This is a genomic window from Pannonibacter indicus (assembly GCF_001418225.1).
Lineage (GTDB): Bacteria > Pseudomonadota > Alphaproteobacteria > Rhizobiales > Stappiaceae > Pannonibacter > Pannonibacter indicus.
The window spans coordinates 59,587-71,921 of the sequence record NZ_LIPT01000012.1; the positions used below are offsets into that span (position 1 = coordinate 59,587).

General features: G+C 64.4%; 17 protein-coding genes. 14 read left to right on the top strand and 3 right to left on the bottom strand.

The features are described 5' to 3' along the window. Nucleotides 1–106: 106 nt before the first annotated feature. From ASC48_RS15355 to ASC48_RS15375, 5 genes are all read left to right on the top strand, one after another. On the top strand, nucleotides 107–1,111 hold the full coding sequence (locus ASC48_RS15355) for a LacI family DNA-binding transcriptional regulator (RefSeq protein WP_055456607.1): 1,005 nt from the start codon (nucleotides 107–109) through the stop codon (nucleotides 1,109–1,111). Between the two features lie 69 nt (nucleotides 1,112–1,180). Then, complete coding sequence (locus ASC48_RS15360) at nucleotides 1,181–1,453, top strand: type II toxin-antitoxin system TacA family antitoxin (RefSeq protein WP_050475282.1); 273 nt, start codon at nucleotides 1,181–1,183, stop codon at nucleotides 1,451–1,453. Nucleotides 1,454–1,456: 3 nt separating this feature from the next. Continuing rightward, nucleotides 1,457–1,966: a GNAT family N-acetyltransferase gene (locus tag ASC48_RS15365; RefSeq protein ID WP_055456608.1), complete on the top strand. Its 510-nt coding sequence runs from the start codon at nucleotides 1,457–1,459 to the stop codon at nucleotides 1,964–1,966. Between the two features lie 129 nt (nucleotides 1,967–2,095). Further along, nucleotides 2,096–2,329, top strand: coding sequence for a type II toxin-antitoxin system Phd/YefM family antitoxin (locus ASC48_RS15370; RefSeq protein ID WP_055456609.1), 234 nt, complete (start codon nucleotides 2,096–2,098; stop codon nucleotides 2,327–2,329). Continuing rightward, nucleotides 2,326–2,727 (top strand): type II toxin-antitoxin system VapC family toxin, encoded by a 402-nt coding sequence (locus ASC48_RS15375; protein WP_055456610.1) that lies wholly within the window; start codon nucleotides 2,326–2,328, stop codon nucleotides 2,725–2,727. The genes ASC48_RS15370 and ASC48_RS15375 overlap by 4 nt, the downstream gene beginning before the upstream one ends. Nucleotides 2,728–2,842: 115 nt before the next feature. Here the strand turns inward: ASC48_RS15375 and ASC48_RS15380 are convergent, their stop codons facing one another. Further along, nucleotides 2,843–3,130, bottom strand: a complete 288-nt coding sequence (locus tag ASC48_RS15380) for a type II toxin-antitoxin system RelE/ParE family toxin (protein WP_055456611.1) — start codon at nucleotides 3,128–3,130, stop codon at nucleotides 2,843–2,845. After that, nucleotides 3,127–3,375, bottom strand: a complete 249-nt coding sequence (locus ASC48_RS15385; RefSeq protein ID WP_055456655.1) for a type II toxin-antitoxin system ParD family antitoxin — start codon at nucleotides 3,373–3,375, stop codon at nucleotides 3,127–3,129. Before ASC48_RS15385 ends, ASC48_RS15380 begins: the two co-directional genes overlap by 4 nt. 208 nt (nucleotides 3,376–3,583) lie before the next feature. Between ASC48_RS15385 and ASC48_RS15390 the strand changes: the two genes are divergently transcribed. The 9 genes from ASC48_RS15390 (at nucleotide 3,584) to ASC48_RS19600 (ending at nucleotide 11,624) form a co-directional block, all read left to right on the top strand. Continuing rightward, entirely contained in the window at nucleotides 3,584–4,426 is an 843-nt protein-coding gene (locus tag ASC48_RS15390) for a PaaX family transcriptional regulator C-terminal domain-containing protein (protein ID WP_082440159.1), read from the top strand. A 238-nt stretch (nucleotides 4,427–4,664) separates the two neighbouring features. Next, the gene (gene paaA / locus ASC48_RS15395) at nucleotides 4,665–5,663 is read left to right on the top strand and encodes a 1,2-phenylacetyl-CoA epoxidase subunit PaaA (protein WP_055456612.1); all 999 of its coding nucleotides are present in this window, start codon (nucleotides 4,665–4,667) and stop codon (nucleotides 5,661–5,663) included. A 169-nt stretch (nucleotides 5,664–5,832) separates the two neighbouring features. After that, entirely contained in the window at nucleotides 5,833–6,117 is a 285-nt protein-coding gene (gene paaB, locus ASC48_RS15400) for a 1,2-phenylacetyl-CoA epoxidase subunit PaaB (protein WP_019966655.1), read from the top strand. After that, nucleotides 6,117–6,884, top strand: a complete 768-nt coding sequence (gene paaC / locus ASC48_RS15405; RefSeq protein WP_055456613.1) for a 1,2-phenylacetyl-CoA epoxidase subunit PaaC — start codon at nucleotides 6,117–6,119, stop codon at nucleotides 6,882–6,884. The genes paaB and paaC overlap by 1 nt, the downstream gene beginning before the upstream one ends. A 5-nt stretch (nucleotides 6,885–6,889) precedes the next feature. Then, nucleotides 6,890–7,438 carry a 1,2-phenylacetyl-CoA epoxidase subunit PaaD gene (gene paaD, locus ASC48_RS15410; RefSeq protein WP_055456614.1) on the top strand — a complete coding sequence of 183 codons (549 nt, stop codon included), beginning with the start codon at nucleotides 6,890–6,892 and terminating at the stop codon, nucleotides 7,436–7,438. An 11-nt stretch (nucleotides 7,439–7,449) separates the two neighbouring features. Next, a complete protein-coding gene (gene paaE, locus ASC48_RS15415) occupies nucleotides 7,450–8,526 on the top strand; it encodes a 1,2-phenylacetyl-CoA epoxidase subunit PaaE (protein ID WP_055456615.1) in 1,077 nt (358 codons plus the stop codon). An 88-nt stretch (nucleotides 8,527–8,614) separates the two neighbouring features. Next, the gene (paaZ, locus tag ASC48_RS15420; RefSeq protein ID WP_055456657.1) at nucleotides 8,615–10,690 is read left to right on the top strand and encodes a phenylacetic acid degradation bifunctional protein PaaZ; all 2,076 of its coding nucleotides are present in this window, start codon (nucleotides 8,615–8,617) and stop codon (nucleotides 10,688–10,690) included. Nucleotides 10,691–11,068: 378 nt separating this feature from the next. Then, on the top strand, nucleotides 11,069–11,320 hold the full coding sequence (locus ASC48_RS15425; RefSeq protein WP_208975752.1) for a CopG family ribbon-helix-helix protein: 252 nt from the start codon (nucleotides 11,069–11,071) through the stop codon (nucleotides 11,318–11,320). Nucleotides 11,321–11,411: 91 nt separating this feature from the next. Further along, nucleotides 11,412–11,624: a type II toxin-antitoxin system RelE/ParE family toxin gene (locus tag ASC48_RS19600; RefSeq protein WP_279626054.1), complete on the top strand. Its 213-nt coding sequence runs from the start codon at nucleotides 11,412–11,414 to the stop codon at nucleotides 11,622–11,624. Nucleotides 11,625–11,650: 26 nt separating this feature from the next. Here ASC48_RS19600 and ASC48_RS15435 read toward each other — a convergent pair whose 3' ends face one another. After that, nucleotides 11,651–12,250 (bottom strand): TetR/AcrR family transcriptional regulator, encoded by a 600-nt coding sequence (locus tag ASC48_RS15435; protein ID WP_050475292.1) that lies wholly within the window; start codon nucleotides 12,248–12,250, stop codon nucleotides 11,651–11,653. Nucleotides 12,251–12,335: the final 85 nt, after the last annotated feature.

A 12,335-nucleotide genomic window follows, 5' to 3' on the forward strand; every position in this document is an offset into this window, starting at 1 on the left:
AGGTGTTATGCTTCGGTTTTATGACGGGGCCAGAGGTTGCAATCCGGCAGGGCTGCCAGTGTGCGTCCAGTGCGCAGAAACTGCGCAAACTTGCGGGGAGAGGTGAATGAGCAAGGCGGGTTTCGTGACCGCAGCCGATGTGGCGAAGCTTGCGGGCGTGTCACGCTCGGCCGTTTCACGCACTTTCACGCCCGATGCCTATGTTTCCCCGGCGGTGCGTGAAAAGGTGCTGAGGGCGGCGGATGAGCTGGGCTACCGGGTGAACCGGCTGGCCAAGGATCTGCAGACCTCCCGCTCCAGCATGGTGGCGATTGTCGGCGCCCGCTTTTACGAGCCCTATGTGGCCGGGCTGCTGGATGACCTCAGCGCCGCGCTGATCGGCGAGGGCCTGCATGCGCTGCTGCTCAATGCCTCGTCGCAAGACATGACGGCGCTGCTGAACCTTGTGCTGGAATACCGGGTGCGGGCGGTGATCGTGCTCTCCGGCGCGCCCCCGCGTGAGCTGATCGACCAGTGCCTGCGCGCCCGCCAGCGCATGATCCTCATCAACCGCCACATGGAAGACGTGGAGGCAGGCTCGATTGAGACCGACGACCGCATGGGCGGGCGGCTGGCGGCGGAGCGGCTTCTGGCGGCCGGGCGGCGGAAGCTCTGTGTGGTGCGCTCGGGGGCAGACACCCCCAGCCAGCGGCGGCGGGCAGCGGGCTTTCTGGAGCGGCTGGACGAAGAGGGGATCGCCTGCGAACGCTGGGTGGCCGGGCGCGGCAACTATGAAGCGGGCTGCGAGGCCGCCCGCAGCCTTCTGAGCGGTTCAGGTCCTGCTATTGCCCCGGATATTGATGGCGTCTTCGCCGCCACCGACCGCACGGCCCTCGGCTTTCTCAACACGGCGCGGTTTGAAATGGGCGTTTCCGTGCCGCAGGACGTGGCGGTGATCGGCTTTGACGACATCCCGGAAGCGGCCTGGTCCTCTCACAACCTCACCACCATCCGCCAGTCCGCCCCGGACGTGGTGGCCGCCGTGCTGACGCTTCTGGCCGAAGACGGCGAGGACGCGGGCCTTCAGCGTGTGGCCATTCCGGTCAGTCTGGTGGAACGGGGGACGGTGTAGCCGGTCATGACATTGTCCCGGCAGTCTGATAGGATATGCCCTTGAGACAAAGGCTGGGAGCCCGGCACCATGACAGCGCCTGTCCGTTCGGAAAAACTGGAAATGCGGGTATCGCCCGAGGCCAAGCGGCTGCTGCGGGAAGCGGCGGAGCTGCGCCACAAGACCATGTCCGAATTCGTGCTCGACAGTGCTCTTGCTGCGGCTGAGGAAACCGTTCTGCAGCGCCGCATCCTGCGGCTTGGCGAGGCAGAGTGGCAGGCGTTCGTGGAAGCTCTCGACGCCCCGCCCCTTCGGCACGCGCGCATGGAACAATTGCTGACGTCTCCCGGTGTATTCGACTGAAGCATGGGCGGCGGGCCGAAGCTCCGGATCGAAAAGCTCAGCGCACACCATGACCTGCCCGCCTTCGATTGCGGAACGCAGGCGCTGAATGCTTTCCTGCAAAGACGCGCTCTGGCGAGCCAGAAATCCGGCAGTGCACAGACCTATCTTGCAATGGCAGGGGAGGCAGTCGCCGGATTCTACAGCCTGACCTTTGGCCAGATCGAATATGCCGGGGCACCTGACCGGCTGCGCAAGGGTTTGCCCCGTCATCCGGTTCCGGTGATGCTGCTGGCGCGTCTTGCGGTGGACCGTGGCTGGCAGGGACAGCGGTTGGGCTCCGGCCTGCTGAAAGATGCAATCCTGCGCACGCTGCAGGCGGCGGATATTGCCGGACTACGGGTGCTTGCAGTGCATGCCAAGGACGGTGAAGCCCGTGCCTTCTATGAGACATTCGGTTTCATTCCCTTTGAAGACCAGCCTCTGGTCCTCTACCGCCTCATCAAGGATATCCGGCAGATGCTTGAAGGGTGATGGGTGGCGGGCCGCCTTGAGCAGGTCTTGAAGTCCTGGAAGCCTGCGGTCCGAACTGGACGGAAGTCAGTGCCTGACATATATTAGCTAAATTAGTCATGTTTTAAAACTGGCCAAGGAGGCAGGGAAATGCAGGTGACCGTTCATGCCGCCAAAACCAACCTGTCGAAGCTGATCGAAGCGGCACAGGCAGGTGAAGAGGTCATCATTGCCAAGGGCAAGCGCCCTGTTGCGCGCCTTGTGCCGATCCCGCAGACCACGTTCAGGACGGGGCTGCTGAAGGGCAGGCTGACGGGAGCTGGCCCGGATTTCTTTGAGCCGTTGGCAGAGGACGAGCTGGCGCTCTGGGACGGGCGTGAGTGAAGCATCTGCTGCTTGATACCCACGCCTGGGCATGGTCGCTGACGGCGGACCCGCGCCTGCCGCAATCGGCCATCGCTGCGATTGAGGCGGCAGAAACCGTATCGATCAGTGCCATCAGCCTGTTTGAAATCGGTCAGAAAGTCCGGCTTGGAAAGTGGCCCGAAATGGCGCCGTTCCTTCACCTGCTGCCCAGTCTCGCCGGGGAGCAGGGCGCGCGCCTGCTGGATGTCTGCGCCGAAGCCTGCCTTCTGGCGGCAACGCTCGAATGGCCGCATCGTGACCCCTTTGACCGGTTCATTGCCGCGGTTGCAATGACACGCGGCATGGTCCTTGTGTCGGCAGATACGGCGTTTGATGGACTGGACACAGAGCCGGGCTGGCGCGGGCGCGTGTGGTAAGGGGGGCCTTGGTCCTCTACCGCCTCATCAAGGACATCCGGCGGATGCTTGAAGGGTGACGGGTGGCAAGCTTGCGCCGGGCGGAGGAGGGATGTTCTGCCAGAGGAATCAAGACTTAAAGATTGCGCTCCACATCCTGCCTTGCATGAAGAATGCGGATGACTTCGATCCTGCCGCTCTTCTCCCGGAAATAAAGCACATGCGAACCGCAGGGGATTTTCTGATAGTCCGGCCTGACGGTTACGGGTCTGCCCTGCTTCGTGCCTGAGGCAAGTGCTTGGCATGTGCCGCTGATTTCGTCCGTGTAGCGGTCCGCCTGATCTGGTCCCCAGTTCATCGCGCTGTATTGCCAGATGCCTGCCATGTCCGCCTGGGCCGCCGGGGAGAAGAAGAGGGCTTTCATCGCGGGATGAAGCCAGACCGCATGCGGGTCTTGAAGGCCTCGAAGTCGAAGGGCTCCGGCTCGCCGGATTGCTCTCCGGTGATGAGGGCGGCTTCCAGCGCCTTGACGCGGGCTTCATGCTCTTCCAGCAGGCGCAGTCCTGCGCGGACCACTTCGCTGGTGGAGCCATAGCGCCCCGCACGGACCTGCTCCTGGATGAAAGCGGTGAAATGGTCACCAATGGTGATGGAGGTGTTCCGTGCCATGGCCATTTCCTTGTCAGAGTGGGTGTCTTCAGCCTATACCAAAAAGTATTACAGTCAATGTCCGGCATTGTGGCTTGCCGTTCTCCGGCATGCTGGACGTGGCTCTGTGCGTCGATCATGTTGACAAGCCTGCTGCCGGGCACCCCTTGTTCCGGCAAGGGGCAGGGGAGCAGACTAGCGCAGTGGGAAGGATAACGGGGCCTTGAGTGTGGACGTGGCGGGCGAAGAGATTGCGCAGATTGTCAGCCGCATGCGGCTGAATGCGGCGGCGTTTATCGTCACGGTCTATGGCGACATCGCCGTGCCGCGCGGCGGTGTGCTGTGGACGGGAACGCTGATCGAGCTTTGCGCCAGGGCCGGGATCAATGAATCGCTGGTGCGCACGGCTGTCTCCCGTCTCGTCGCCGCCGAGCGGCTGGCGGGCGAGCGCATCGGGCGGCGCAGCTATTACCGGCTGGCGGAGGCGGCAAGGGCGGAGTTCCAGCAGGCTGCAGATCTGCTTTACGGACCGGACCAGCCGGGCCGGGGCTGGCAGGTGATCCATGCGCCGGATTTGACGCCGGACGACGCCCGCCGCTTGCGGCTGGGGCATATGGGCGGGCCGGTGTTCATCCGCCCCGACCGGGGGCAGGCGCCGCCGCCGGGGGCGCTGGTGCTCCACGCGGGCGAGGTTGCGGACCCGGCAAGGCTCGCCGGTTTCTGGGATCTTTCGGCCCTGCAGGAGGGTTATGCAGAGTTCACCGCCAGTTTCTCGCCGCTGCTTGCGGTGGCGGATGAGGGCGGCTGCCGTCTTGCCGGTGGCGACGCGCTGACCGCCCGGCTGCTGCTGGTGCATGCCTACCGCCATGTTCTGCTGCGCGACCCGCGCCTGCCGCAGGCGGCCCTTCCGGCAAACTGGAACGGCGGCGAGGCGCGCCGCCTTTTCCGCCGGCTCTATCTGGCACTGACGCCGGCTACGGAACGGCATGTGGCCGCCCATCTGGAAGGCACGGACGGCTTCCTGCCCGCACGCACAGCGGAGAGCATCAGCCGGATTCCGGTGGTTGCCTGAATGGGGAGAGGGGGCTGGATGGTTTGAGAATAAATAACCAATTGAAATATAACAAGAAAAATCTTCGCATCCAAAAGCATCACAAAAATCATGATAAAGTGACTTTTCTTGTGACGGTTTTGGGCGTATAAATCGACCGGTCGGTCAGCGATATGAGGAGTGAGCTGGCTGTCACGCGGCTGCAAGGCGCTGGATTGAAGCGCGGAGCAGGGCGTTTGATGAGGGAGGAGGCCGGATCATGTATGCCCAGCTTGTGACATCCGAAGGTGGCAAGGCCCGTGAGGCGATGACACCGGAAGAGGCTGCCTTTCAGGACCGCATCGACCGGGGCGAGAAGATCGAGCCCAAGGAGTGGATGCCGGAAGGCTACCGCAAGACGCTGATCCGCCAGATCGGCCAGCACGCGCACAGCGAGATCGTCGGCCAGCTTCCCGAAGGCAACTGGATCACCCGCGCACCGACGCTGGAGCGCAAGCAGATCCTCCTGGCCAAGGTGCAGGACGAGGCGGGCCACGGGCTCTATCTCTATTCCGCCGCCGAGACGCTGGGTGTCTCCCGCGATGAGCTGATCGGCCTGCTGCATGCGGGCAAGATGAAATATTCCTCCATCTTCAACTATCCGACGCTGACCTGGGCCGATATCGGCGCCGTCGGCTGGCTGGTGGACGGGGCGGCGATCATGAACCAGGTGCCGCTGCAGCGCACCAGCTACGGCCCCTATTCCCGCGCCATGATCCGCATCTGCAAGGAAGAAAGCTTCCACCAGCGGCAGGGCTACGACATCATGATGAAGATGGCCAAGGGCACGCCGGAGCAGAAGGCGATGGCGCAGGATGCGCTGAACCGCTTCTGGTTCCCCTCGCTGATGATGTTCGGCCCCTCGGACAAGGACTCGGTGCATTCCGCCCAGTCGATGGCCTGGAAGATCAAGATCAACACCAATGACGAACTGCGCCAGAAGTTCGTCGACCAGACCGTGCCGCAGGCCGAATATCTCGGCCTCACCATTCCCGATCCCGAGCTGAAGTGGAACGGGGAGAAGGGCGGCTATGATTTCAGCGAGCCGGACTGGAGCGAGTTCTTCGCCGTCATTTCCGGCAATGGCCCCTGCAATGAGGAGCGCCTCGGTGCCCGCGTCAAGGCCTGGGAAGATGGCGCCTGGGTGCGCGAGGGGCTGATGGCCCATGCGAAAAAGCAGGACGCGCGCCGTGCGGCAGCGCGGGTTGCGGCCGAGTGAACCGGCCGTCTGCAAGCCATTGATGTGGTCAGATCCCCGGCACAAGGCCGAAGATGACGGCGGAGAGGTTGCAGGCGTGTCAGAAGTTTGAGCCAGTGCGGGGCTCAGTCTGGCGCAGGACCGGCAAAAGACAGTCTGATTTCAACGTGTTTGCGGGAGGACGCGGAACATGTCCAGCGAATGGCCCCTTTGGGAAATCTTCATCCGTGGCCAGCATGGCCTCAATCACCGCCATGTGGGCAGCCTGCATGCGCCGGACGCGGACATGGCCATCCGCCATGCGCGCGATGTCTATACGCGCCGCAATGAGGGCGTTTCCATCTGGGTGGTGAAGTCGGAAAACATCACCGCTTCCGTGCCTTCGGAGAAGGGGCCGCTGTTCGAGCCGTCGAACAGCAAGGTCTACCGCCACCCGAGCTTCTACGACATTCCCGAAGAAGTGGGGCACATGTGATGGCCAGCGCGACACATCAGGCAGCGCTGTTCGAGTGGCTGCTGCGCATGGGCGACAATGCACTGATCCTCGGGCACCGGGTGTCCGAATGGTGCGGCCACGGGCCTGCGCTGGAAGAGGATATCGCGCTTGCCAATCAGGCGCTGGATCTCATCGGCCAGTGCCAGCTGTGGCTGGGGCTGGCGGGCGAGGTGGAGGGCAAGGGCCGCAACGCCGATGCGCTCGCCTATCTGCGCGATGCGGGTGCCTTCCGCAATCTGCTGCTGGTGGAGCGCCCGAATGGCGATTTCGGCCACACAATGATGCGCCAGTTCCTGTTCGATGCCTTCCATGTGGAGCTGCTAGAGGCGCTGAAATCCTCCAGTGAACCACGTGTGGCGGAGATTGCGGCGAAGGCGTCCAAGGAAGCGGCGTATCACCTCGACCGTTCGGCCGCGCTGGTGATCGCGCTTGGCGATGGCACGGAAGAAAGCCACGCCCGCATGGCAAGGGCGCTGAAGGCGCTGTGGGCCTATACCGGCGAGATGTTCATGGATGACGGGACGGATGCAGCGCTGGCCGCTTCCGGCACTGTGCCGCTGCCCTCCAGCCTCAAGGCGGGCTGGGACGGGACGGTGGGCGCGGTGCTGGCAGAAGCAGGGCTTTCCCATCCGGGCGAGGCCTGGCAGCACAAGGGCGGCAAGAGCGGCACCCATACGGAGCATCTGGGCTATATCCTGGCCGAAATGCAATTCCTGCAGCGCGCCTATCCCGGCGCAACGTGGTGAGTGCCATGGCCAGCGCGCGTCATCCCGATGTGGCGGAAGTCTGGTCCTGGCTCGCCGAAGTGCCGGACCCGGAAATTCCGGTGATCAGCCTCACCGATCTCGGCATCATCCGGGATGTGGCCTGGCAGGATGAAACGCTGGTGGTGACGGTGACGCCCACCTATTCCGGCTGCCCGGCAACCAGCATCATCAACCTCGACATCGAGGCGGCGCTGCGGGCAAAGGGCATCCGTGATCTGCGGCTGGAACGGCGCCTGTCGCCGCCCTGGACCACGGACTGGCTGACGCCGGAGGGGCGCGAAAAGCTGCGCCAGTATGGCATCGCCCCGCCCATCGATGGCACGGCGCCCGATGGCCGTGTTGCTGAGCAGATAGCGGGCCGGGTTCAGGGCCGCGTGGCGCGGCTCGTCTCCGGCAGCAACCTTGCGATCACCTGTCCGCGCTGCGGCTCGGCAGCCACGCAGAAGGTCAGCCAGTTCGGTTCGACCCCCTGCAAGGCCAGTTACCGCTGCACGGACTGTCTTGAACCCTTCGACTATTTCAAGTGCATCTGAGGACGCAAGCCATGGCCCGTTTTCATCCGCTGACCGTCACCGGTGTGCGCCGCGAAACCCGCGATGCGGTGGTCGTCACCCTTGCCCCGCGTGAGGAGGACATTCCGCTTTTCAGTTTCACGCAAGGCCAGTATCTCACCTTCCGCCGCGAGTTTGACGGCGAGGAGCTGCGCCGCAGCTATTCCATCTGTGCAGGCCTTGATGAGGGCGTGCTGAAGGTGGGCATCAAGCGGGTGGATGGCGGGGCCTTTTCCACCTGGGCCAATGAGGCGCTGAACCCCGGCGACGTGCTGGAAGCCATGCCGCCCATGGGCCGCTTCTTCACGCCCATCGACCCGGAGGCGTGCCGCCAGTATCTCGGCTTTGCCGGGGGCTCGGGCATCACACCGGTGCTCTCGATCATCAAGACGGTGCTGGCCCGCGAGCCGCGCTCGCGCTTCACCCTTGTCTATGCCAACCGGCAGATCAGCTCCATCATGTTCCGCGAGGAGCTGGAGGACCTGAAGAACCTTTATCTTGGCCGCTTTTCCGTCATCCACGTGCTGGAGCAGGAGGGGCAGGAGATCGACCTCTTCACCGGGCGGATCGACGCGGAGAAGATGAAGGCGCTCTTCACCCACTGGATCGACGCCAGCGCCGTGGACACGGCTTTCATCTGCGGGCCGGAGCCGATGATGCTGACCATCGCCGCCAGCCTGCGAGAGCATGGGCTGGATGACAGCCAGATCCGCTTCGAGCTGTTTGCCTCCGGCCAGCCGGGCCGGGCCAAGGCGCCCGCCGTCTCCCGCACGGCCGTTGCGCCGGGCACGGGCACGCAGGCCTCAGTGACGCTCGACGGCCTGACCCGCAGCTTCGAGATGGGCCGCGACGGTCAGACCATTCTCGAAGCCGCGCTCGCTGCAAGCCTCGACGCGCCTTACTCCTGCCGGGCAGGGGTCTGTTCCACCTGCCGCTGCAAGGTGCTGGAGGGCGAGGTGGAAATGGCCGTCAACCACGCGCTGGAAGATTACGAAGTGCGCGCCGGTTACGCGCTCTCCTGCCAGGCCCGCCCGCTGACGGACAAGGTGGTGGTGACCTACGACGAATGAGGCCCCTCAAGGCCTGAGGCACCGGCACTCCGGAGCCTCGGAATAGCCCGTCTCTGGCGGGCAGGATTATTGAAAGAAGGAAATGCACATGACTGCCGCCCCGCGCCGTCTTGAAAGCCATGTTTGCGGACGCTGGATTGCCGGAACCGGCGAGGGCCAGCTTCTGCGTGATGCGGCCACCGGTGCGCCGGTGGCTGAAGTGGATGCCACCGGCCTCGACTTTGCCGCCGCGCTCGACTACGGGCGGCGGACGGGCGGGGCGAAGCTGCGCGCCATGTCCTTCCACGACCGGGCGGCGATGCTGAAGGCGCTTGGCCTGCATCTCATGGAGCAAAAGGAAGCGCTCTACGCCGAGAGCCTGCACACGGGCGCGACCCGCGCCGATGGCTGGATCGACATCGAGGGCGGCATCGGCACCATGCTGACCTTTGCTTCCAAGGGCCGGCGCGAGCTGCCCAACACCCGCGTGCTGACCGATGGCGATGTGGAGCCCCTGTCCCGCGACAACAGTTTCAGCGCCCAGCACATCCTGACGCCGCTGCGCGGTGTCGCCGTCCACATCAACGCCTTCAACTTCCCCGTCTGGGGCATGCTGGAAAAGATCGCGCCCACCCTGCTGGCGGGCGTGCCCTGCATCGTCAAGCCGGCAAGCCAGACCGCCTATCTGACCGAACTGTGCGTGCGCCAGATCATCGCCTCGGGCATTCTGCCGGAAGGCGCGCTGCAACTGATCTGCGGCAGCGTTGGCGATCTTCTCGACCATGTGACCGGGCAGGACGCGGTGACCTTCACCGGCTCCGCCGCAACGGGCCGCAAGCTGAAGGCGCATCCGGCCGTGGTGGCCAATGCGGTGCGCTTCACCATGGAGGCCGACAGCCTCAACGCGGCGATCCTCGGCCCTGACGCTGCGCCGGGCACGCCGGAGTTCGACCTCTTCGTCAAGGAGGTGGCCCGTGAGATGACCGCCAAGGCCGGGCAGAAATGCACCGCTATCCGCCGCGTCATGGCCCCGCGTGCCCATGTGGAGCCGCTGATCGAGGCCCTGCGCGAGCGGCTTGGCAAGGTGCTGCCGGGCCTGCCGGGCGAGGAGGCAACGCGCATGGGCGCGCTCGCCAGCCTCGACCAGCGGCAGGAAGTGCGCGAGCGCATCGCAGAACTCAAGGCCGGTGCGGAAATCGTTGCGGGCAACCCGGATGAGGTGCGCCTTGCCTCGGGTGATGCGCAGGCCGGTGCCTTCCTCAACCCGGTGCTGATGTATTGCGCGAGGCCCTTCGAGGCCGGCGCCGTGCATGATGTGGAGGCCTTCGGCCCGGTGTCCACCGTCATGCCCTATGATGATCTGGAAGAAGCCGTCGAGCTCGCTCAGATGGGCAAGGGCTCGCTGGTGTCCTCGGTCTTCACCGATGATCCGAAAGTGGCCGAGGAGATGGTGCTGGGCCTTGCGCCCTTCCATGGCCGCGTGCTGATCGGCAACCGCGCTTCCGCCAAGTCCTCCACCGGCCATGGCTCGCCGCTGGCGCCGCTGGTGCATGGCGGGCCGGGCCGGGCCGGGGGCGGCGAGGAAATGGGCGGCATGCGCGGCGTGAAGCACTACATGCAGCGCACGGCCGTGCAAGGCACGCCCCGGCTGCTCTCTGCCGTCACGGGCCGCTGGATCGAGGGGGCGGAGGCACAGCAAGGCATCCATCCCTTCCGCAAGTCCCTGGCCGAGCTTGCCATCGGCGACCAGATCGTCACCGCCGCCCGTGAAGTGACGCAGGAGGATGTGGAGCATTTCGCCCATTTCACCGGCGACACCTTCTACGCCCACATGGACAGCGCTGCGGCGAAAGCCAATCCGTTCTTCGACGACCGGGTCGCCCACGGCTACCTCATCGCCTCCTTCGCCGCCGGGCTGTTCGTCGATCCGGCGCCGGGCCCGGTGCTGGCCAATTACGGCGTCGACAACCTGCGCTTCCTCACCCCGGTCTATTTCGGCGACACATTGCAGGTGCGCCTGACCTGCAAGGAAATCAACCCCCGCGCCAATGCCGAACATGGCGAAGTGCGCTGGGACTGCCAGGTCACCAACCAGTCGGGAGAGGTCGTGGCGCAATATGACGTGCTCACCATGGTCGCCAAGACATGGCCGCCCGTGGCGGAGGTGGTGAAGGCGGCGGAGTAGGGGGGCTTTGCGGCCAATCCGGCGGCCATTCCGGGCGGAGATAATGGCAACGCCCTTGGTCTCCATCGGCGCTTTCCCACCCACCGCGCCGTCCCCGCCTTGTGCGGGGACCTGTAAGGGGCGCAGTGCGGCTGTGTTCTGCGGCTATTGCCGAGTGAAAGCGTTTGATGCCGGGAGGCAGTGCCCGCCTGACAGGCCCCCGCCAGTTCCTCATCCAGCATTTCGCTTATGGTTTCGCATGAATGTGGGTTTGAAATGTGGGTTTGAAATGTGGGTTTGAAATGTGGGTTTGAGGCTGCCGCCAGAAGCCCGGGTCACGAAGCTTGGAAGAGGTGCTGCACTGGAGTATGATTGGCCTTCATGAAAGAGGTGCCCAGCATGCCGCAGCGCCCCGGGGCGGAGCCTGTCACCATCCGCACCTCAAGGGTGGCGGAGATTGATGCCTTGGCGAATGCCACGGGCCGCTCCCGCGATGACATCGTCAATCAGGCGATTGAACAATATCTGGATATCAACATCTGGCAGATGGAGCGGATCGAAGCCGGGATTGCCGCGATGCGTGAGGGGGACATTCTACCTGCCGGGGATGTCTTCGCCGCGATAGCCGCAAAGCATGGCTGGGCGCGTTGAAGCGCCTGATCATTTCGGGGCCCGCTGCCCGCGGCCTTGACGAAATTCTTGACTATATTGCGGCCGATAATCCGGCTGCCGCCGAAAAGGTATACAAGGCGTTGAGACAGCTGTGCAGATGCTGCCGCAATATCCCGGGTTGGGGCGCAATGGCCGCCATCCTGAAACTCGGGAACTGAGTGTTCCGGGGTTGCCCTATATGGTCATCTATCACACCAGTCCTGATGCCGTGACCATTCTGGCAGTCTTCCATGGCGCCCGCGATCTCGCGCGGGCCCTGCGGGAGCGCGGGCAGCCGGGCTGATCCCTTCCCATTCCCTTCCCAATCCCTCACCTGACCGCCTTGATCCCCTCCAGGATCAGTGTCGTGGCGACGCCGGCGTAGTCTTCGCGGCTGATGCGGCCGCCGTCGCGGAACCACATGTAGACCCAGTTCATCATGCCGAAGAGGGACATGGTGACGGGCATCAGGAGCGGGCGTTCGGGGCTGTTGAGGTCCGGGTTGATCAACTCCAGCACGGTGGAGAAGCGCCGCACGATCCGGCGCTCCAGCGCGGTGATGCCGGCCTTCTGCTCATCGGAGAGGGCGGAGGTGGCGTTGAGCTGGACCTTGTGCTGGTTGTCCGCGCCCCGGTAGTTCTCCAGAACCGCGCCAACCAGCCGCCGCAGCCTGTCGCCGGGGGGCAGGGCCGGGTCATCGGCGGCCTCGATGGCCTCATCCAGCGCTTCAAGATGTGTGACGATGATGGCGTAGATCAGCGCGTCCTTGCTCGGATAATAATGATAGAGCAAGGCTTTGGACACCTGCGCAACGCTGGCGATCTGGGACATGGAGGCTTTTTCCATGCCCTGCTCGGCGAAGACCTGCGCTGCCTTGTCCAGAATGCTGCGCTGCTTCTCTTCAAAGTCTGCTGCCCGCGTGCGAGCCATCTTGCTGTTCCTGTTCATGACAAACGGGCGGATTGCGCGTTGTTTAGCTGATCCGCCCCCGCTTGTCAGGGGTTCGCCCGAGGGC